The sequence below is a fragment of the Nonomuraea sp. NPDC003709 genome, assembly GCF_040610775.1.
Lineage (GTDB): Bacteria > Actinomycetota > Actinomycetes > Streptosporangiales > Streptosporangiaceae > Nonomuraea > Nonomuraea angiospora_A.
In genome coordinates, this window is the sequence record NZ_JBEXMW010000026.1 from 113,951 (window position 1) to 132,683 (window position 18,733).

The window sequence follows — 18,733 nt, forward strand, 5'->3', positions numbered from 1 at the left end:
GAGACGACATCCGGAAGCGTCCGGCGGACGAATAGGGCGTCGAGGAACCCGGCCGGAACCTCGCAGTAAACGATCAGCCCTTCCGAAAGGACCGAAAATGGAGCTCCGGATCAACCGGCGCGCTCTAGTCGGACTTGGCCTCGCCGCAGCTGTCGCCGCGTCGTCGTTGGCCGTGCTCCGCACCGACTCCGGCATCGCTTCCTCGCACCGCGAGGCTCCCATGATCGCGGGCGACCCCCAGCACGACAACACGGACGTGTACGCGTTCGTGAGCCCTGACAAGGCCGACACGGTGACCCTGCTGGCCAACTGGATCCCGTTCGAGGAGCCCCACGGCGGCCCGAACTTCTACCCGTTCGCCACCAAGTCCCGCTACAACATAAAGATCGACAACGACGGCGACGCCAGGCCCGACATCACGTACGAGTGGACGTTCCGCAACGAGGACAAGCGCGGCAACACCACGTTCCTGTACAACAATGGCCCCGTCACCTCGCTCGACGACCCGAACCTGCTCTTCCGCCAGCGCTACACGCTCAGGAAGATCACTCCCAGCGGCACCCGGACGCTGGTCGGCGACGGCATCGTCGCACCGAGCAACGTCGGCCCGGCCTCGATGCCCGACTACGGCACCCTGCGCGCCCAGTCCATCAAGAGCCTGCCCGGCGGCGGCAAGTCGTTCGCCGGCCAGGCGGACGAGGCGTTCTTCCTGGACCTGCGCGTGTTCGACCTGCTCTACGGCGGCAACCTGTCCGAGGTCGGCCAGGACACCACCCGGGGCTACAACGTGAACAGCGTGGCCCTCCAGGTGCCCTCCTCCGAGCTGGCGCTCAAGGGCGACGTCAAGCGCAACCCGGTGATCGGCGTCTGCTCGACCACCGACAAGTTCAACGGCAGCAGGTACGTGCAGGTCTCGCGCCTGTGCAACCCGCTGGTGAACGAGGTCGTCTCGCCCGCCGGGCTCAAGGACGCCTTCAACGCCCTGCCCCCGGAGAAGGACGCCGATGTGGCGCCGCTGGTCAAGCGGGTCATCGACCCCGAGGTGGCCAGGCTGCTGGAGGCCATCTACGGCATCAAGGCCCCCGCGACCCCGCGCAACGACCTGGTCGAGATCTTCCTGACCGGCATCGCCAAGCAGAACGGCCCAATCAAGGCCGACCTGAACTCGCAGGTGCTCAACAAGGACGCGGGCAAGCTGCGCCCCTCCGAGATGCTGCGGCTGAACATGGCGATCCCGCCCGCGAAGGACCCGAACCGCCTCGGCGTGCTGGCCGGTGACCTCCAGGGGTTCCCGAACGGCCGCCGTCTCATCGACGACGTCGTGGACATCGAGCTGCAGGCCGTGGCCGGCGCCGCGGTGACCGGCAAGCTCGTGCCCGGGCTGACGGACAAGGTGGACAGGAACGACAAGCCGATCCTCCAGTCGTTCCCCTACATCCCGCTGCCCAGCAATGTCGCGGTGAACCAGCGCTGACTCCCCGACCGGCCTGCTCCCTCTCCAAGCGGGCCGGTCAGCCCCCGGCGGCAGACCACCCTTCTCCCACCGTCTGCCGCCGACATGAGGCCGGCCGGCCGTGCTCCCCGTCACGGCCGGCCGGCCAACTCCCCAGCACCCTGGAGCCTTGGACATGCGTGCCTTCGTGATATTCGCCGGGCTTGCCCTCATCGGGGCCATGACCTTCACGACCCTCTCGTTCTCGGCGGCGCCCGCGCCGGGGCCGGTGGCGGACAAGCCGTTCACCGAGACGCTGCAGGATCGGCTCAAGCGCCTGCCGGGCGACTACCGCGGCTGGGCCCAGCTCGCCTCCCAGTACGTCGACCAGGCCAGGATCACCGGCGACCCGTCGTACTACACGAAGGCGGAGGGCGCGATCACCACGGCCGCCAAGCTGAGGGCCGAGGACGACGCGGTGCTCACCGGCCAGGCGGCGCTGGCCGCCGGACGCCACGACTTCGCCGAGGCGGTGCGGCTGGCCGAGCGCGCGATCGACGTCAACCCGTACGGCGCCCCGGCCTACGGCGTGCTGGCCGACGCGCGGACCCAGCTCGGGGACCTGCGCGGGGCGCGGCGGGCCGTGGACGAGATGCTGGGCCTGCGCCCCGGAGTGGCGGCCTTCGCCCGCGCCTCGTACGCGGCCGAGCTGCGCGGCGACAGGGCCGGAGCTCGCAAGTACCTCGAAATGGCGCAGAACGACGCGTGGCAGCCGGCCGACCTCGCCTACGCCCGCTACTACCTCGGCGAGCTGGCCCTCCACTCCGGCGACCTGGCCACGGCGGCCGGCTGGTACGCCAAGGCCCTGCAGGCCTACCCCGGCTACACCCCGGCGCTCGCGGGCCAGGCCAGGACCGCCGCGCTGAGCGGCCGGCTGACCGAGGCGCTCGGCCTTTACCAGAGCGTCGTCGAACGCCTCCCGCTCCCCCAATACCTGATCGAGCAGGGCGAGACCCAGATCAAGGCGGGCCGGCCCGCCGACTGGACCCTGCTGAAGGCGCAGCGCAAGCTGTTCCAGGCCGCGGGCGTGCGTGACGACCTGACCTGGGCCGAGTTCGAGGCCGACCACGGGGACCCGGCGCTGGCGGTCGAGCACGCCAGGGCCGAGTACGCGCGCAACCCGAACCTCGTCGCCGCCGACGCCCTCGCCTGGGCCCTGTTCAAGGCGGGCAAGCCGGCCGAGGCGCTGCCGTACGCCAAGAAGGCCACGGCGACCGGCTGGCAGAACCCGCTGCTGAAGTACCACCGCGCCAAGATCGAGCAGGCGCTGGGCCGGTCCGTCAAGGTGGACCCCGGCTTCGACCCGACACTGTCCGCACTGGCGAGGTTCTCATGAGAGTCATCTGGCTCGGCCTGCTGTCCGTCGCGATGGGCCTGGTGCTGTCGCTGGGCCTGAGCGTCGTCCTGGTCGCCGCGGCCAAGGCCGCGCCCGTGGCGATGCACCCGCTGGGCAACTTCACCGTCAACCACTACAACGGGCTGCGGATCTCGCCCTCCGACGTGCGCAACCTCGCCGTCGTGGATGCGGCCGAACTGCCCACGCTGCAGGCCAAGCCGCAGGTGGACGCCTCGTACGCGACCCGCCGCTGCGGCGCGCTGGCCGCCGCCCAGCGGCTCACGGTGGCGGGCCGGACGGTGCCGTGGCGGGTGGCCGGCTCCGCCTTCGCCTACGCCCCCGGCCAAGGGGGCCTCCAGACCAGCCGGCTGACCTGCCGGCTCGTGGCCGGAGTCCGCGCCTCGGGGGCCGTGGAGTTCGCCGACGGGTTCGAGCAGGACAGGATCGGCTGGCGGGAGATCACGGCGGTGGGCGACGGGGTGCGCCTGGTCCGCTCGTCGGTGCCGTCGGTGAGCGTGAGCAAGGAGCTGCACGCGTACCCCGAGGATCTGCTGGCGAATCCGCTCGACCAGCGCACCGCGACGATGACCGCCGCGCCCGGCGCGGGCCTGCCCGGCCAGGGCGGCTCCGGCGCTCCCGGTCGCACCGTGTCCGGCGGGATCGGCATCGGCGGGCCGATCGGGGACGCGCTGGCCGCCCTGGACCGGACGTTCGCCGGGCTGATCGGCTCCGACTCGCTGACGCTCCCGCTCGGGCTGCTGGCGGTCGGGCTGGCCGTGGTGCTGGGCGCCGGGCACGCGCTGATCCCCGGGCACGGCAAGACCATCATGGCCGCGTACCTGGCCGGACGGCGGGGACGCCCGCGCGACGCGCTCGTGGTGGGCGCGACGGTGACGGCCACGCACACGGTCGGGGTGCTGGTGGTGGGGCTGCTGCTGAGCGCGTTCACGGCGCTGGCGGGCGAGTCCGTGCTGGCGTGGCTGGGGGTGGCCAGCGGCGCGCTGATCGCCGTCATCGGCTTCCGCCTCCTCCTGAACGCCCGCCGCGGCACCTCCCCACACGGCCACGCCCACGCCCACGCCCACGCCCACGGGCATGGTCACGGGCATGGGCATGGACACGGGCATGGACACGGGCATGGACACGACGGCGAGGAGGCGACGAAACGGGCAGGGCTGGTGGGGCTCGGCATCGCGGGCGGGCTCGTCCCCAGCCCGTCGGCCCTCGTCGTGCTCCTCGGCGCCATCGCGCTCGGCCGCACCTGGTTCGGCGTGGCGCTGGTGACCGCGTACGGCATCGGCATGGCCGCCACCCTCACCGCCACCGGCCTCCTGCTGGTCAAGCTGGTGGACCGCCTGGAACAGCGCGCCTCGGCGGGCCGCCGCCTGGCCGCCAGGCTCTCGGGCCTGGCCCCGGTGGGCACGGCCGCGATGGTGGTGCTGCTCGGCGCGGGCCTGGCCCTCCGCTCGGTGGCCACCCTCTAGCGTCCGTACATCTACGCCTTTATAGTCATGTCCATGACTACTCATGGACATGACTACTCATGGCTTTGAGGCATGCCGTGCTGGCGGCCCTGCTCGGCGGCGAGTACAGCGGCTACCAGCTCACCAAGATCTTCGACGTCGGCGTCTCCAACTTCTGGTACGCCGCCCCTCAGCAGCTCTACGCGGAGCTGACCAAGCTGGAGGCCCACGGGCTGATCGCGGGGCGGGAGGTCGTCCAGACGGGCCGGCCCAACAAGCGGGTGTTCACGGTCACCGAGGCCGGGGCCGCCGAGCTGGCGGCCTTCGCCGCGACCCCGCCCAAGCCCCTGCTCATCCGCGACGACCTCGCCGTCAAGGTGCACGCCGTGGATCACGTCGATCCCGGGCCCGTGATCGAGCAGCTCCGGGAGCGGGCCGAGGAGGCCGCGGTCAGGCTCGCCTTCTTCGAGCAGACCCTCCTGCGCATACGCGGTGACCTGGACGAGGAGACGTTCCTGCGCCGGGGCGCGAACGTCGGCCCCTACCTGTCCTGCCTGGCCGGCTGCCGCCTGGAGCGCGAGATGCGCGACTGGTGCCTGGAGACCGCCCGGACCCTGACCGAACGCGCGGCTCACGCGGAGAGGACGACGCCATGACCTACGTGCGTTATGTCGCCATCGGCGACAGCCAGACCGAGGGCCTCGGGGACGGCGACGACGTCACCGGCCACCGCGGCTGGGCCGACCGCCTCGCCGAGCACCTGGCCGCCGCCGACCCGGACCTGCTCTACGCCAACCTCGCGGTCCGCGGCCGCCAGGCGGCCGAGATCCAGGCCGAGCAGCTGCCCGCCGCCCTGGCGCTGCGCCCCGACCTGGTCACGGTCATGGCGGGCATGAACGACATCATCCGCCCCGGCTTCGACGCCGCCATAGTGGCGGGCATCGTGGAGGACATGATCGTCCGGCTGACCGCCGAGGGCGTGCACGTGGTCACCATGACCTTCCCCGACATCGCCAGGATCGCGCCGATGGCCCGCCCGCTCCGGCCCAGGCTGATCGAGTTCAACGCCCGTGTACGTGCCGCCGCCGCCCGCCCGGGGGTCACGCTGCTGGACACGTTCGCGGTCGACTTCACGGACGCCCGGATGTGGAGCGCCGACCGGCTGCACGCGAGCCCGGCCGGGCACACCCGCTTCGCCGCCGCCGTCGCCCACGCCCTGGGCCTGCCCGGCAGCGACGAGACGTGGATGGCGCCCCTGACGCCGTTGCCCGCCCCGGGCGCCTGGCGCGCGGCGTCGACGGAGCTGCGCTGGCTGGCCACCTTCGCCGGCCCGTGGATCGGCCGCCGCCTGCGCGGCCGGTCCTCCGGCGACGGCCGCACCGCCAAACGCCCGCTGCTCACCCCGGTGATCGCCGGAGGTCAGCCGATGTCCGGCACGTCCGGGTCGTCGTAGCCGATGTCCCCGCCATCCGGCTCAGGTGTGCCGACGGCCGCGCCGCGTGGAAGGGAGATCGTGACGCCCTGAGAGGAACTCCTGGAAGGCGATCTTGGCCCTGATCGCCGGCCGCCGCCACCGTTCCTCCCGGTGGATGGCCTTGGCCATCTTGCGCGGCGAGCGCTGGGCGAAGAACCAGCGGGCCCACGGGGAGCCGGGGCGGGCCAGCCGTAGCGCGCCCACCACCAGCATCGGCGGCACGAACAGGCCGGCCATCCCCGTCCAGATCTTGCCCTTGAGCAGGGTGACGACGGCGAGCGCCAGGTTGGCCACGATGAGCGCGCCGGGGTTGACCAGGGTGCCGTAGTCCCAGGTCAGGGGGCGCAGGCCGATGAGGAGCAGGCCGGTGACGGCGATCGCGATGAAGACCGCGTCCACCGAGGTGCGCCCCTCCTCCTCCCAGTACACGTCGTGCAGGTGCAGGATCAGCGCGAACTCGTCCAGCACGAGCGCCGACCCGATGCCGAAGATGGAGGCCGCGACGGCGTAGCCGACCTGCGAGGCGGAGGACACGATGAGCCCGCTGACCCCGCCGACCAGCATCAGCACGACGCCGAACACGATGTGGTGGATGTGCATCTCGCCCACGTTCAGGTTGCGGAACCAGCCGACCTTCGCCCTGATCAGGCGGACGTTGATGCGCGTGGCGATGAACGCCACGATGAGCGTGACGAAATAACAGAACAGCGGCAGCCGTCCTGTAGCGACGATGTTGTGCTCGAACCAGTTCTCCATGACTCTAGAAAGAGATGGTACGAGGGCCCCTGCACCTTCTAGACCGTCAAGCGAGGAAGGCCCGCAAAAGGGCTGCTGTGCCCTCCAGGTGCTCGGTGACCGCCCGGCGGGCCCCGTCCGGGTCTCCGGCCAGGATGGCGTCCACGATCGCCTGGTGCTGGCTTGCGGCATGATCGAGGTTGACCTGGAGCATGGGGATCGCGTTCAGCAGGTCGCTCACCCGCGAGCGGGCGTCCGCGCACGCCGTGGCGAGCAGGGTGGAGCCGGTCAGCTCGGCGATGGACAGGTGGAAGGCCGTGTCGAGGCGGCGGTAGTCCTCGATCGGGGCCTCGTTCAGCTCCGACAGCCGGCGGAGCAGCGCCTCCCGCCTGTCCTCCGCGAGGCGGGACGCGGCCAGCACCTGGGCCGCCCCGCACTCCACCGCCAGGCGGAACGTGAGGGCGTCCGACAGGTCGTCGCTGCCCATCTCCGCCACGACCTGCCGCAGCTCGCCCGCGTCCGGTTTGGGGGGAACGTACGTGACGAAGGCTCCCCCGTAGCGGCCCCTCCGCACGTCGAGGTAGCCCGCGTCCGACAGCGCGCGGATCGCCTCGCGCAGGGTGACCCGGCTGATGCCGAGCCGCACGGCCAGCTCGCGCTCCGGCGGGAGCTTGTCGCCGGGCGGGACCACACCGAGCTTGATGGCCTGGAGCAGCCGTTCCACCGTCTCCTCGAAGGCGTTGCCGGCCCGCACCGGGCGCAACACCGTCATCAAACGCGCCGACTCGTCCAACGTGTCCTCAGGTCTTGACAACGGATCCCGCGTACACATCAATGGTCTAAGACTAGCCCAATCAACGGGAAAGCGCCTCTGACCAGATCGGAGCGGGGATAGCGTGAGCGAGCGATCGAGCACCGGGTTCCTTTCCGTCAGCGAACTGCGCGACGAGGTGGCGCTCGGGCGCATCGACACCGTGCTCCTCGCGATCGCCGACATGCAGGGCAGGCTGCAGGGCAAGCGGCTGTCCGCCCGCTATTTCCTCGAAGAGGTGCTGCACCACGGCTCCGAGGGGTGCAACTACCTGCTCGCCGTCGACGTGGACATGAACACCGTCGGCGGCTACGCGATGTCGTCCTGGGAGCGGGGCTACGGCGACTTCGTGATGAAGCCGGACCTCGCGACGCTGCGCAGGGTGCCGTGGCACGAGGGGACCGCGATGCTGATGGCCGACCTCGCCTGGGAGGGCGGCGGCGACGTGACCGCCTCGCCCCGGCAGATCCTGCGCAGGCAGCTCGCCCGCCTCGCCGAGCGGGGGCTGGCCGCGTACGTGGGCACCGAGCTGGAGTTCATCGTCTACGAGGACAGCTACGAGGACGCCTGGAAGCGCGGCTACCGGGACATGTCACCGTCCAACCTCTACAACGTGGACTATTCGCTGCTCGGCACCGCCCGCATCGAGCCGCTGCTGCGGCGGATCCGCCAGAACATGGAAGGCGCCGGCCTGTACGTCGAGTCCGCCAAGGGCGAGTGCAACCTGGGCCAGCACGAGATCGCCTTCCGCTACGACGAGGCGCTCAGGACCTGCGACCACCACGTCATCTACAAGAACGGCGCGAAGGAGATCGCCGCCCAGGAGGGCAGGTCGATCACCTTCATGGCCAAGCCCAACCAGCGCGAGGGCAACTCCTGCCACATCCACATCTCGCTGCGCGGCGGCGACGGAGATCCGGTGATGGCGGGCGACGGGCCGTACGGGCTCTCCCCGCTCGGCGCCCGCTTCATCGCCGGGCAGCTCGCCTGCCTGCGCGAGCTCACCCTCCTGTACGCCCCCAATATCAACTCCTACAAGCGCTACGTCCCCGGCAGCTTCGCGCCCACGGCCGTCAAGTGGGGCGTGGACAACCGCACCTGCTCGCTCCGGCTCGTCGGCCACGGCCCGTCGCTGCGCGTGGAGAACCGGGTGCCGGGCGGCGACGTCAACCCCTACCTCGCGGTCTCCGCGCTGATCGCGGCCGGGCTGCACGGCATCGACAACGAGCTGCCGCTGGAGAGCGCGTTCGAGGGCAACGCCTACGACTCCGGCGCCGAGAGCGTGCCCCACACGCTGCGGGACGCGCTGGCGCTGTTCGAGGGGTCGAAACTGGCCCGCGAGACGTTCGGCGAGGACGTGGTCGAGCACTACGCGAACAACGCGCGCGTGGAGCTGGCCGCGTTCGACGCGGCGGTGACGGATTGGGAGCTGTTCCGTGGTTTCGAGCGGATGTGAAAGAAGCACATGAAGATCGTTAATCCGGCGACGGAGGACGTCCTCGCCGACGTCGAGCTGGCCGACGCCGCCGAGGTGGACCGGGCGGTGGAGCGTGCCAGGGCCGCGTACGCGACCTGGCGCGAGGTGTCGCCAGGGGACCGGGCGCGGCTGCTGCGCAGGTTCGCCGACCTGGTGGACGAGCACGGCGAGGAGCTGGCGCGGCTGGAGCTGGCCAACTCCGGCCACCCGATCGGGAACGCCCGGTGGGAGGCCGGCAACGTCCGCGACGTGCTGCACTTCTACGCCAGCGCCCCCGAGCGCAACCACGGCAAGCAGATCCCGGTGCCGGGCGGCGTGGACATCACGTTCCAGGAGCCGCTGGGCGTCGTCGGCGTCATCGTGCCGTGGAACTTCCCCATGGTGATCATGACCTGGGGCGTGGCCCCGGCGCTCGCGGCCGGCAACACGGTGATCGTCAAGCCGGCCGAATGGACCCCGCTGACCGCGCTGAGGCTGGCGGAGCTGGCCCTCGCCGCGGGCCTCCCCGAGGGGGTGCTCCAGGTGCTGCCTGGGGCAGGGGAGGTCGCGGGGGCCCGGCTCGTCGAGCATCCCGGCGTGGCGAAGATCGTGTTCACCGGCTCGACCGAGGTGGGCAAGGAGATCGCCGCCAAGGCGGCGCGGCAGGTCAAGCGGGTCACGCTGGAGCTGGGCGGCAAGTCCGCCAACATCGTCTTCGCCGACGCGGACCTCGACAGGGCCGCGAGGACCGCGCCGTACGCGGTCTTCGACAACTCGGGCCAGGACTGCTGCGCCCGCTCCCGCCTCCTCGTCCAGGCCGAGGTGTACGACGAGTTCATGGAGCGCCTGACGGCGGCCGTGCGGGGCGTCACGGTCGGCGACCCGCTCGACGAGGGCACCGACATGGGCCCGCTGATCAGCGCCGAACACCTCGACCGGGTGCGCGGCTTCGTCCAGGGCACCCCCTACCTGCAGGGATCCTGCCCCGAGGGCAGGGGCTTCTGGTTCCCGCCGACCGTGCTGACGCCGGAGCTCACCGACCCGGCCTTCACCGAGGAGATCTTCGGTCCTGTCATGTCCGTGGCGCGCTTCGAGGACGAGGCGGAGGCCGTACGCATCGCGAACGACACCCCGTACGGCCTGAGCGGCTCCATCTGGACCCGCGACGTCGGGCGGGCGCTACGCGTGGCCAGGGCCGTCGAGTCGGGCGCGCTCTCGGTCAACTCGCACTCGTCGGTCCGCTACTGGACCCCCTTCGGCGGCTTCAAGCAGTCCGGTCTCGGCAGGGAGCTCGGCCCCGACGCCCTGGCGGCGTTCACCGAGACCAAGAACGTCTTCATCTCCTGGGAGTGAAAGTGCAGCGTTTGCAGGATCGGGTGGCCGTCATCACCGGCGCGGGCAGCGGCATCGGGCTGGCCACGGCACGCAGGTTCGCCGAGGAGGGCGCCAAGGTGGTCTGCGTGGACGTCGACGAGGAGGCCGGCGTCAAGGCCGCGAACGAGGTCGGCGGCCTCTTCGTCAAGGCCGACGTCACCGACGAGGACGACGTCGTCAGGATGTTCCGGACCGCCTTCGACACCTACGGCAGCGTGGACATCGCCTTCAACAACGCCGGCATCTCGCCGCCCGACGACGACTCGATCCTGGAGACCGGCATCGACGCCTGGCGCCGGGTCCAGGAGGTGAACCTGACCAGCGTCTACCTCTGCTGCAAGCACGCCATCCCGTACATGCAACGGCAGGGCAAGGGCTCGATCATCAACACCGCGTCGTTCGTGGCCGTCATGGGGTCGGCGACCTCGCAGATCTCGTACACGGCGTCCAAGGGCGGCGTGCTGGCGATGTCGCGCGAGCTGGGCGTGCAGTTCGCCCGGGAGGGCATCAGGGTGAACGCGCTGTGCCCCGGACCGGTGAACACGCCGCTGCTGCAGGAGCTGTTCGCCAAGGACCCGGAGCGGGCGCAGCGGCGGCTGGTGCACATCCCCGTCGGGCGCTTCGCCGAGGCCTCGGAGATCGCGGCGGCGGTGGCGTTCCTGGCCAGCGACGACGCGTCGTTCATCACGGGTAGTGAGTTCCTGGTGGACGGGGGCATCTCCGGCGCCTACGTCACGCCGCTCTAGCTCTGGTCCGGTCTGGTTTCTCGGGGGTCATATCGTGCAGCGTCCCGTCATCGGCATCACGTCGTACGTGGAGCCGGCGAAGTTCACGGTCTGGGACATGACCGTGGCGCTTCTGCCGTACATGTACGTGGAGCAGGTCGTACGCGCCGGCGGGCAGCCGATCGTGCTGCCGCCGGCCGGCGAGCCCGCGCAGGTCGTCGGCCGCCTGGACGGCCTGATCCTGGCCGGTGGCGGGGACGTCGACCCGGCCCGGTACGGGCAGGAGCCTGGGGATCAAACCGGCTATATCCGCAAATTTCGGGATCAGGCGGAGTTTGGGCTGATCACGGCGGCCCTCGACGCCGGCCTGCCGTACCTCGGCATCTGCCGCGGCCTCCAGGTGCTCAACGTCGCCCTCGGAGGCAGCCTCCACCAGCACCTCCCCGACGTCGTGGGGCACACCGGCCACTCCCCCGCCCCCGGCCGGTTCGGCCCGCTGCCCGTCACGCCCGTCCCCGGCAGCCGCCTGGCCAAGGCGCTGGGCACGGAGCCCGTGACCGTCCCCCACTACCACCACCAGGCCATCGACCGGCTCGCGCCCGGCCTCACGGTCACCGCCACCGCCGGCGACGGCACGATCGAGGCGGTCGAGCTGAACTCGGCCCCCTTCGCCGTGGCCGTGCAGTGGCACCCCGAGGCGGCCGAGGACGGCGCCCTCTTCGAGGCACTCGTCGAGGCCTGCTGATCAGCCGGAGCGCCTCACGCCACCGGCTTGAGCACGCCGTCCAGCGCCACGGCTCCGGCGCCGTGCTTGGCCTCGATGCCGCGGCGCTGCTCGTCGGTGGCCACCCAGACCAGCACGTCCACCTGGTTGCGCAGCACGTTGGTCGAGGCCGAGACGAGACCGCCGCCCAGCTCGGCCTCGACCTCCCGCTGGATCTCCCGCAGCTCGCTCTCGCTGCGCGCCGCGCCGCTGACGCACAGCGCGCCGCCCCACACCTCGCGGATCCACGCCTCACGACCGGACAGGTCGCCGGTGAACTTCAGGTTGAGCACCAGCCGCAGCGGGTCGTTGGCCTCGGGTGACTCCGCGGGCTTGCCCTCCATGTAGCTCTGGTCGATCCAGGCGCCCGCGAACTCCTCGACCGCGCCGGCCCGCGACATCGCCTGTTCCATCGCCTGCTGCGTGGCCTTGGCGGGATCGACGGGCCGCCAGCCGCCCTCCGGCGCCGGGCACGGGCTGGTGAAGTCCACCTGACGAGCGGGGGCCGCCTTCGCGGACGGGCCGGGCGGCTCGGTGAGCGTCAGCCGGGCGCCGTCCCAGGTGCCTACGACGCGGTAGTCGCCCCACTTCACGCCGCCCTGCGACTGGTGATCCACCTTGTTCCAGTCCCAGCCGACGACGTCCGGACCGCCGCACTGCGGGGGCAGCGACTCCATGATCATCATGCACAGCTGCGGCCCGTGACCGCCGCCTTCGAGCACCGTCAGGCTGGCCTCGTACCGGGGTGGGGCCGCCGCCTCCGACGCGCCGCAGCCCGCCAGGGCCAGGGTGGTCAGCAGGCCGAGGGCCGCCGTTCGCCGATTCATACCCCTTCGACGTCGGCGACCCCCGGAGTGGTTCATGAGTCCTCAGAACGCGACAACAACCCCATCGCGGCACTAGGCTGACGGACATCACCGGCGAAACCGTGCGGGAGAGCGCCCTGACAGCCGGTCAGGGCCCCTGAAGGAGCAAGCCCTCCCCGCAAACCTCTCAAGGCAAAGGACCGCACGGCCTTTGGTGACCTCTGGAAAGCAGGCCCGCGGGGCCTCGCCGAAGGTGAAAGTCCGGCAAAACTCGGGCGAAGCTCTCAGGCATCGATGACAGAGGGGGAGGATGCTGGCATCCAATCCTGTCCAGAGGTGCGACAAATGTCACGACCAACACCGCTACGAGACGTTCACGAGAGCCTCGGCGCCACGCTCACCGACTTCGCCGGGTGGCTCATGCCGCTCCGGTACGGGAGCGAGTCCGCGGAGCACAACGCCGTTCGCCAGGCGGCCGGGCTGTTCGACCTCTCCCACATGGGCGAAATCTTCCTGACCGGGCCGCAGGCCGGGCAGGCGCTCGACTACGCGCTGGTCGGCCATTTGTCGGCGCTGGCGACCGGGCGGGCCAGATACACGATGATCGTCAACGAGCGGGGCGGGGTGCTCGACGACCTCATCGTCTACCGGCTCGACGACGACGAGTTCATGGTCGTGGCAAACGCCTCGAACTACGAAAAAGTAGCAAAAGAGCTGATTGAGCGGTCGAAGGCGTATGACGTGCTGGTCGAGGACCGGTCGGACCAGTACGCGCTGATCGCCGTACAGGGGCCCCGGTCCCAGGAGATCCTCGCCACGCTCACCGACGCCGACCTCGACGGGCTCAAGTACTACGCGGGCCTGCCCGACCTGGTCGACGGGCGGCAGGCGCTGATCGCCCGCACCGGCTACACCGGCGAGGACGGGTTCGAGCTGTTCGTCGCCAACCAGGACGCGGCGCCGCTCTGGCACGCGCTCATGGCGGCGGGCGAGCCGCACGGCCTCAAGCCCGCCGGCCTGTCCAGCCGCGACACCCTCAGGCTCGAGGCCGGCATGCCGCTCTACGGCAACGAACTGGGCGTCGAGCTGACCCCGTTCGACGCGGGGCTGGGCAGGGTGGTGAAATTCGACAAGCCGGGCGACTTCGTCGGCCGGTCGGCGCTCGAGGCGATCAAGGACGACCCGCCCCGGCGCCGGCTCGTCGGCCTGGTCGCGCGGGGACGCCGGGTGCCGCGCCACGGCTACCCGGTCACCAAAGACGGCGCCGTCGTCGGCGAGGTCACCAGCGGTGCGCCCTCCCAGAGCATGGGCAGGCCCATCGCGATGGCCTACGTGGACACCGAGGCCGAGTCAGGCCTGGCCGTGGACATCCGGGGCAGCCATGAACCTATGGACCTGGTAGAGCTGCCCTTCTACAGGAGGAACAAGTGAGCAACATCCCTGACGACCTGAGCTACACCAAGGAGCACGAGTGGGTGGCCGGCCTCGACGACGGCCTCACCGTGACCATCGGCGTCACGGCCTTCGCCGCCGAATCTCTTGGTGACGTCGTCTTTGTGCAGCTCCCCGACGTCGGCTCGAGCGTCGAGCCGGGCGAATCCGTCGGCGAGGTGGAGTCGACCAAGTCGGTGAACGAGATCTACACCCCCGTCGGGGGTGAGATCGTCGAGGTGAACCAGGCCGTGGTCGACGACCCGAGCCTGGTCAACAGTGACCCGTACGGTGACGGTTGGATGTTCCGGGTGCGCGTCGAGGGCGACGCCGAGGACGTGCTCTCCGCCGAGGAGTACAAGGCACTCACCTCAGGCGATTCCTGACCTTTTTGCCGGGGCCCTGCGACGGGCCCCGGCCCCAGCATGAGAGGCGCCATCAATGGCGATCAGCGTCTTCGACCTCTTCAAGATCGGCATCGGCCCGTCGAGCTCCCACACGGGAGGCCCGATGGCGGCCGCGCACAAGTTCGCCCGCGGGCTGCACGACGACGGCCTGCTCTCCCGGGTCACGCGGGTCGAGGCCATCCTGTACGGCTCGCTCGGCCTGACCGGCAAGGGCCACGGCAGCGACAAGGCGGTCCTGCTCGGCCTGTCCGGCGAGAAGCCCGAGCTCGTCGACGTCGACTCCATCGACGGCCGCCTGGCCGAGATGCGCGAGTCGGGCACGGTCAAGCTGTACGGGACGCACGAGATCCGCTTCGTCGTGGGCGAGCACCTCGTCTTCGAGCGCAAGATCTCGCTGCCCGAGCACCCGAACGGCATGCGCTTCACCGCGTACGACGCCGACGGCGGGCAGCTGAAGGAGAAGGTCTATTTCTCGGTGGGCGGCGGCTTCGTCGTCGACGAGAAGGCCACGGGCGCCGACCGCATCAAGCCGGACGACACCGTCCTGCCCTACCCCTTCACCACGGGCGAGGAGCTGCTCAAGCACTGCTCCAACACGGGTCTGTCGATCTCGGCGCTGATGCTGGAGAACGAGAAGGCGTTCGGCCGCACCGAGGAGGAGATCCGCTCGGGCCTGCTGCGGCTCTGGGCGGTCATGTCGGAGTGCGTGCGCCGGGGCATCTCCAAGGAGGGCGTCCTGCCCGGCGGTCTCAAGGTCAAGCGCCGCGCCAACCAGCTCCACCGCCGCCTGCAGTCGGAGCCGGCGGAGAAGGACCCGCTGCAGGCCATGGACTGGGTCGCGCTGTTCGCACTGGCGGTCAACGAGGAGAACGCCGCCGGGGGCCGCATCGTCACCGCCCCCACCAACGGCGCCGCCGGCATCATCCCGGCCGTCCTGACGTACTACACCCGCTTCGTCCCGCACGCGGATGAGGAGGGCGTGGTCCGCTTCCTGCTGACGGCGGGCGCGATCGGCGTGCTGTTCAAGGAGAACGCCTCGATCTCGGGCGCCGAGGTGGGCTGCCAGGGCGAGGTCGGCTCCGCCTGCTCGATGGCCTCGGCCGGCCTCACTGAGGCCCTCGGCGGCACGCCCGAGCAGGTCGAGAACGCGGCCGAGATCGGCATCGAGCACAACCTGGGCCTGACCTGCGACCCGATCGGCGGCCTGGTCCAGATCCCGTGCATCGAGCGGAACGCGGTTGCCTCCAACAAGGCCATCACGGCCGCCCGGATCGCCCTGCGCGGCGACGGCCGCCACTTCGTGCCGCTGGATCGTGCCATCAAGACGATGCGGGACACCGGGCGGGACATGCTGGACAAGTACAAGGAGACCTCACGCGGCGGCCTGGCCGTCAACGTGATCGAGTGCTGACCTCACCCTGATGGCCGCCGGGTCAACGGCGGACGTGCAGGCGGACGACGGTGCTCGCCTCGTCGTCGCGGACCTCGCGGCGGATCCTGCCGACGATGTCGTGGTCCAGCTTGCTCACCACCGCGCCCACGTCCGCGGTGGACGGGCACGTCAGGGTGACGCGCAGGCCGTTCTCGGTGACCCGCACCGCCGACCGGCCCAGCCCTTCCACGCCCTTCAGCCCGACGAAGAGCATCGCGGTGCCCGTGCCGTTGCGGGCGCCGCGGCGGCCCCAGCCGAGGCTGAGCAGGAGCCAGCGGAGCGAGACCAGCGACAGGAGCAGGAAGCTCAGGGCCAGCACCCACAGGGGCCAGGGCTCGTCGGCCAGCACCCGGCGGACCTGGTTCGGGAGGACCTTGGCGGTGGCGGGCAGGTCGAAGAAGCGGCCGTGGCCGCGGAGCCAGGCGTACACGCCCAGGCCCAGCAGGGTGCCGCCCACGATGGCCAGGCCGACGCGGTTGCCCGCGTACTGCCGCATCGCGGTCCCCTTGCCGCGCGGGGGTGTCCGTTGCGCGTCGGTGCGTTCGGGCATCAGGCCGCCTCTCCGCGTGGCCGGGGCCTCTCGGTGCGTTCGGGCATCAGGCCCCCTTTCTGCGCAGCCGGACCACGACCTCGCCCGTGCCCAGCGTGCCCACGCCCGCCAGCCGGTCGCCCACCGCCGTGCCGACCTGCCTGAGCATCGTGCCGGAGCTCTCCGTCCCCGTCATGACCGTGACCTCGATGGTGCTCCTGCGCAGCCGTACCCGGGCCCGGTCCACCCCCGGCACCTGCTGGGCGGCCGCGCGGAGCGTGCGGCGCAGGCCCGAGCGGGTGATGCCGATGACGGTCCGCGGGTCGGACGTCTCCACCGGCACCAGCCTCGACTGGCCGGGCACGATCGCCAGCAGCAGCATGAAGGTGCCCGCGCCCACCATGCCCGCGGCGGCGGTGGCCAGCTCGGGCCAGGTGGTCCTGCTTGCGAGCTCGACCAGTCTGTTCACGGGGACCCAGCCGAGCCGGTGGCCGAGCAGCCCTGACACGATCTCGGCCGCCGTCGCCCCCAGCCCGGCGGCCAGCGTGAGCGCGACGAGGGCTCCAGGGAGGGTTCGCGCCGGCCTGAGCGCCCTGCTCGCCCGGCGCAGCCCGGTGTGCCGCGCGGGGACGGCGGCGCCGGGGACTGTCTGCTGAAGCGTGGTCATCACAACGACACACGTACACGGATCCCCCGGGGCCGGAACCGCGCCCCCGCCGCCCGTTTGCCCGAACATTACGGGGCGGCCAACAAGGTGAACAACACTCATATTCATTTGCCCGATATGCCGTTACGCTGCCCATATGGACGACCGCCAGCGCTATGACCGCGCCACAGCGGTCCTCGAGCCGCCGTTCGCGATCCTCGATCTGGCGGCCATGCGGGCCAACGCGGCGGACCTCGTACGGCGGGCGGCGGGCAAGCCGATCCGGGTGGCCAGCAAGTCGATCCGCAGCCGCCCCGTGCTCGAACGCATCCTGGCCATGGACGGCTTCCGCGGCATCATGGCCTTCACGCTCCCCGAAGCGCTGTGGCTGGCCTCCCACGGGTTCACGGACATCCTGGTGGCCTACCCGACGGCCGACCGGCACGCGCTGGCCGAACTGGCCGGGGACGAGAACGCGGCCAGGCACATCACCCTGGCCATCGACTCGACCGCCCACCTGGACTTCACCGAGGCGGCCGTGGCCGGGGTGAGCCCCCGGGCCGAGATCCGGACCTGCATCGACATCGACGCCGGATATATCGCCTTTGGCGGGAAATTTCGGGCTGGGGTGCTCCGCTCGCCGATCCGCGAGCCCGACGAGGCCGCCGACCTGGCCGCCGCCGTCGCCAAGCGCCCCGGGTTCCGGGTGGCCGGGCTGATGGCGTACGAGGCCCAGATCGCCGGGCTCGGCGACGACCCGCCCGCGAACGCCGCCTACACCCGCGCCGTCCGCATCATGCAGGCCCGCTCGGCCAGAGACCTCATCCTCAGGCGTGGCCGCATCGTGAACGCCGTCCGCCAGATCACCGACCTGGAGTTCGTCAACGGCGGCGGCACCGGGTCCGTCGAGCGCACCGTACGCGAGAAGGCCATCACGGAGGTGGCGGCCGGATCCGGCTTCTTCCACCCGAGGCTGTTCGACTTCTACCGCCGCTTCACCGGGCACCCGGCCGCGCTCTTCGCCCTGCCGGTGGTGCGCCGCCCGAGCGTGGACACCGTGACCGTGCTCGGCGGCGGTTACCTGGCCTCGGGCACGCCGGGCCAGAGCCGCCTGCCGCAGCCGTACCTGCCGGCCGGGCTGCGCTACGCCCGGGACGAGGGGGCGGGCGAGGTGCAGACCCCGCTGCTCGGCCAGGCGGCCCAGGACCTGCGGATCGGGGACCGGGTGTGGTTCAGGCACGCCAAGGCGGGCGAGATGTGCGAGCGCTTCGACGCGCTCCACCTCATCGACGGCGACACGCTGGTGGAGTCGGTGCCCACGTACCGGGGCGAGGGCCGGACCTTCCTCTGACGGCCCCCGGCGAGCCCCCTGCGGGTCAGCGGCGCCTGCGGCGGCGCCAGAGCATGACGGCCGCCCCCACGACCAGCACCGCGCCGATCCCGATCAGCACCGGTGCCAGGTCGGGCCGCTCCTCTTCCCACATCTCATCGGGATGCTCGCCGGCTTCGACCGGCCGCGGCGTCACCCCCAGCGCGTCGCCCACGGACGCCACGAAGTGCGTGGCCCTGCTCTTGACGTCGGACACCGTACGCTCGGCGACCCGCTTGGGGCTCACCCGGTCGGCTATGGCGTCGACCGTCTCCGCCAACTCCGCGCGTGTCCGCGCGATCCGCCGCTCCAACTCGTCCGGATCGGTGTCAGCCATGGCTCTCCTCTCGGCCTCATGCGTGGCCGCGCCCGCTCCGCGTGCCGTGCGAGCTCCGTCGTTCGTGGTGCTGATCAGTCTGTCAGGTCGGCGCGCCGTACGGCACGCCGGCCAGGCCGGTAGGTTGGCGGGAAGGAACTCAGGAGG

At 71.2% G+C, this 18,733-nt stretch carries 19 protein-coding genes and 1 riboswitch; of the genes, 13 read left to right on the forward strand and 6 right to left on the reverse strand.

Translation table 11 applies throughout. The features are described from left to right. The first annotated feature begins 97 nt into the window (after positions 1 to 97). The 5 genes from ABZX61_RS52375 to ABZX61_RS52395 all read left to right on the forward strand — a co-directional run bounded on the left by ABZX61_RS52375 (position 98) and on the right by ABZX61_RS52395 (position 5,744). Positions 98 to 1,474, forward strand: coding sequence for a DUF4331 domain-containing protein (locus tag ABZX61_RS52375; protein WP_355207199.1), 1,377 nt, complete (start codon positions 98 to 100; stop codon positions 1,472 to 1,474). Positions 1,475 to 1,628: 154 nt separating this feature from the next. Next, positions 1,629 to 2,828, forward strand: coding sequence for a tetratricopeptide repeat protein (locus tag ABZX61_RS52380; protein WP_355207202.1), 1,200 nt, complete (start codon positions 1,629 to 1,631; stop codon positions 2,826 to 2,828). Further along, complete coding sequence (locus ABZX61_RS52385) at positions 2,825 to 4,312, forward strand: High-affinity nickel-transporter (protein ID WP_355207205.1); 1,488 nt, start codon at positions 2,825 to 2,827, stop codon at positions 4,310 to 4,312. The genes ABZX61_RS52380 and ABZX61_RS52385 overlap by 4 nt, the downstream gene beginning before the upstream one ends. A gap of 59 nt (positions 4,313 to 4,371) precedes the next feature. Then, on the forward strand, positions 4,372 to 4,947 hold the full coding sequence (locus tag ABZX61_RS52390) for a PadR family transcriptional regulator (protein WP_355207208.1): 576 nt from the start codon (positions 4,372 to 4,374) through the stop codon (positions 4,945 to 4,947). Beyond that, positions 4,944 to 5,744 carry an SGNH/GDSL hydrolase family protein gene (locus tag ABZX61_RS52395; protein WP_355207211.1) on the forward strand — a complete coding sequence of 267 codons (801 nt, stop codon included), beginning with the start codon at positions 4,944 to 4,946 and terminating at the stop codon, positions 5,742 to 5,744. The genes ABZX61_RS52390 and ABZX61_RS52395 overlap by 4 nt, the downstream gene beginning before the upstream one ends. 21 nt (positions 5,745 to 5,765) lie before the next feature. Here ABZX61_RS52395 and ABZX61_RS52400 read toward each other — a convergent pair whose 3' ends face one another. After that, positions 5,766 to 6,521, reverse strand: a complete 756-nt coding sequence (locus tag ABZX61_RS52400; protein ID WP_355207214.1) for a hypothetical protein — start codon at positions 6,519 to 6,521, stop codon at positions 5,766 to 5,768. A 46-nt stretch (positions 6,522 to 6,567) separates the two neighbouring features. After that, a complete protein-coding gene (locus ABZX61_RS52405; protein WP_355207216.1) occupies positions 6,568 to 7,272 on the reverse strand; it encodes an FCD domain-containing protein in 705 nt (234 codons plus the stop codon). A 124-nt stretch (positions 7,273 to 7,396) separates the two neighbouring features. On the opposite strand from ABZX61_RS52405, the gene ABZX61_RS52410 reads away from it, so the two are divergent. Genes ABZX61_RS52410 through ABZX61_RS52425 form a run of 4 tightly spaced genes read left to right on the forward strand, consistent with a single transcriptional unit; the run spans position 7,397 to position 11,611 of the window. Continuing rightward, a complete protein-coding gene (locus tag ABZX61_RS52410; protein WP_350730160.1) occupies positions 7,397 to 8,767 on the forward strand; it encodes a glutamine synthetase family protein in 1,371 nt (456 codons plus the stop codon). Between the two features lie 9 nt (positions 8,768 to 8,776). After that, the gene (locus ABZX61_RS52415; protein ID WP_355207219.1) at positions 8,777 to 10,120 is read left to right on the forward strand and encodes an aldehyde dehydrogenase family protein; all 1,344 of its coding nucleotides are present in this window, start codon (positions 8,777 to 8,779) and stop codon (positions 10,118 to 10,120) included. A gap of 2 nt (positions 10,121 to 10,122) precedes the next feature. Next, positions 10,123 to 10,887, forward strand: coding sequence for a 3-oxoacyl-ACP reductase (locus ABZX61_RS52420; RefSeq protein ID WP_355207222.1), 765 nt, complete (start codon positions 10,123 to 10,125; stop codon positions 10,885 to 10,887). 34 nt (positions 10,888 to 10,921) lie between these two features. Further along, on the forward strand, positions 10,922 to 11,611 hold the full coding sequence (locus ABZX61_RS52425) for a gamma-glutamyl-gamma-aminobutyrate hydrolase family protein (RefSeq protein WP_355207225.1): 690 nt from the start codon (positions 10,922 to 10,924) through the stop codon (positions 11,609 to 11,611). 14 nt (positions 11,612 to 11,625) lie between these two features. Here ABZX61_RS52425 and ABZX61_RS52430 read toward each other — a convergent pair whose 3' ends face one another. Further along, positions 11,626 to 12,456, reverse strand: a complete 831-nt coding sequence (locus ABZX61_RS52430) for a hypothetical protein (protein ID WP_355207227.1) — start codon at positions 12,454 to 12,456, stop codon at positions 11,626 to 11,628. 94 nt (positions 12,457 to 12,550) lie between these two features. Continuing rightward, a riboswitch (glycine riboswitch) is annotated at positions 12,551 to 12,648 on the forward strand. A 132-nt stretch (positions 12,649 to 12,780) separates the two neighbouring features. On the opposite strand from ABZX61_RS52430, the gene gcvT reads away from it, so the two are divergent. The 3 genes from gcvT to ABZX61_RS52445 are packed head-to-tail and all read left to right on the forward strand — an operon-like array spanning position 12,781 to position 15,684. Continuing rightward, positions 12,781 to 13,866, forward strand: coding sequence for a glycine cleavage system aminomethyltransferase GcvT (gcvT, locus tag ABZX61_RS52435; protein WP_355207230.1), 1,086 nt, complete (start codon positions 12,781 to 12,783; stop codon positions 13,864 to 13,866). Continuing rightward, positions 13,863 to 14,252: a glycine cleavage system protein GcvH gene (gene gcvH / locus ABZX61_RS52440; RefSeq protein WP_350730150.1), complete on the forward strand. Its 390-nt coding sequence runs from the start codon at positions 13,863 to 13,865 to the stop codon at positions 14,250 to 14,252. Before gcvT ends, gcvH begins: the two co-directional genes overlap by 4 nt. Before the next feature lie 55 nt (positions 14,253 to 14,307). Then, positions 14,308 to 15,684, forward strand: a complete 1,377-nt coding sequence (locus ABZX61_RS52445) for an L-serine ammonia-lyase (RefSeq protein WP_355207232.1) — start codon at positions 14,308 to 14,310, stop codon at positions 15,682 to 15,684. 22 nt (positions 15,685 to 15,706) lie between these two features. Here the strand turns inward: ABZX61_RS52445 and ABZX61_RS52450 are convergent, their stop codons facing one another. Together ABZX61_RS52450 and ABZX61_RS52455 are read right to left on the reverse strand one after the other, a co-directional pair. Next, positions 15,707 to 16,255: a hypothetical protein gene (locus ABZX61_RS52450; protein ID WP_355207234.1), complete on the reverse strand. Its 549-nt coding sequence runs from the start codon at positions 16,253 to 16,255 to the stop codon at positions 15,707 to 15,709. A gap of 46 nt (positions 16,256 to 16,301) precedes the next feature. Then, positions 16,302 to 16,901: a DUF6286 domain-containing protein gene (locus tag ABZX61_RS52455; protein WP_350730145.1), complete on the reverse strand. Its 600-nt coding sequence runs from the start codon at positions 16,899 to 16,901 to the stop codon at positions 16,302 to 16,304. Between the two features lie 136 nt (positions 16,902 to 17,037). Between ABZX61_RS52455 and ABZX61_RS52460 the strand changes: the two genes are divergently transcribed. Continuing rightward, positions 17,038 to 18,231 carry an amino acid deaminase/aldolase gene (locus ABZX61_RS52460; RefSeq protein ID WP_350730143.1) on the forward strand — a complete coding sequence of 398 codons (1,194 nt, stop codon included), beginning with the start codon at positions 17,038 to 17,040 and terminating at the stop codon, positions 18,229 to 18,231. A 25-nt stretch (positions 18,232 to 18,256) separates the two neighbouring features. Here the strand turns inward: ABZX61_RS52460 and ABZX61_RS52465 are convergent, their stop codons facing one another. After that, entirely contained in the window at positions 18,257 to 18,586 is a 330-nt protein-coding gene (locus ABZX61_RS52465) for a DUF3618 domain-containing protein (RefSeq protein WP_350730141.1), read from the reverse strand. Positions 18,587 to 18,733: the final 147 nt, after the last annotated feature.

Excerpts from the sequence above, each read along its gene's own strand:
- ABZX61_RS52375 (WP_355207199.1), top strand. The coding sequence starts at position 98 with ATGGAGCTCCGGATCAACCGGCGCGCTCTAGTCGGACTTGGCCTCGCC.
- ABZX61_RS52380 (WP_355207202.1), top strand. The coding sequence starts at position 1,629 with ATGCGTGCCTTCGTGATATTCGCCGGGCTTGCCCTCATCGGGGCCATG.
- ABZX61_RS52385 (WP_355207205.1), top strand. The coding sequence starts at position 2,825 with ATGAGAGTCATCTGGCTCGGCCTGCTGTCCGTCGCGATGGGCCTGGTG.
- ABZX61_RS52390 (WP_355207208.1), top strand. The coding sequence starts at position 4,372 with ATGGCTTTGAGGCATGCCGTGCTGGCGGCCCTGCTCGGCGGCGAGTAC.
- ABZX61_RS52395 (WP_355207211.1), top strand. The coding sequence starts at position 4,944 with ATGACCTACGTGCGTTATGTCGCCATCGGCGACAGCCAGACCGAGGGC.
- ABZX61_RS52400 (WP_355207214.1), bottom strand. The coding sequence starts at position 6,521 with ATGGAGAACTGGTTCGAGCACAACATCGTCGCTACAGGACGGCTGCCG.
- ABZX61_RS52405 (WP_355207216.1), bottom strand. The coding sequence starts at position 7,272 with ATGACGGTGTTGCGCCCGGTGCGGGCCGGCAACGCCTTCGAGGAGACG.
- ABZX61_RS52415 (WP_355207219.1), top strand. The coding sequence starts at position 8,777 with ATGAAGATCGTTAATCCGGCGACGGAGGACGTCCTCGCCGACGTCGAG.
- ABZX61_RS52430 (WP_355207227.1), bottom strand. The coding sequence starts at position 12,456 with ATGAATCGGCGAACGGCGGCCCTCGGCCTGCTGACCACCCTGGCCCTG.
- gcvT (WP_355207230.1), top strand. The coding sequence starts at position 12,781 with ATGTCACGACCAACACCGCTACGAGACGTTCACGAGAGCCTCGGCGCC.
- ABZX61_RS52445 (WP_355207232.1), top strand. The coding sequence starts at position 14,308 with ATGGCGATCAGCGTCTTCGACCTCTTCAAGATCGGCATCGGCCCGTCG.
- ABZX61_RS52450 (WP_355207234.1), bottom strand. The coding sequence starts at position 16,255 with ATGCCCGAACGCACCGACGCGCAACGGACACCCCCGCGCGGCAAGGGG.
- ABZX61_RS52455 (WP_350730145.1), bottom strand. The coding sequence starts at position 16,901 with ATGACCACGCTTCAGCAGACAGTCCCCGGCGCCGCCGTCCCCGCGCGG.
- ABZX61_RS52460 (WP_350730143.1), top strand. The coding sequence starts at position 17,038 with ATGGACGACCGCCAGCGCTATGACCGCGCCACAGCGGTCCTCGAGCCG.
- ABZX61_RS52465 (WP_350730141.1), bottom strand. The coding sequence starts at position 18,586 with ATGGCTGACACCGATCCGGACGAGTTGGAGCGGCGGATCGCGCGGACA.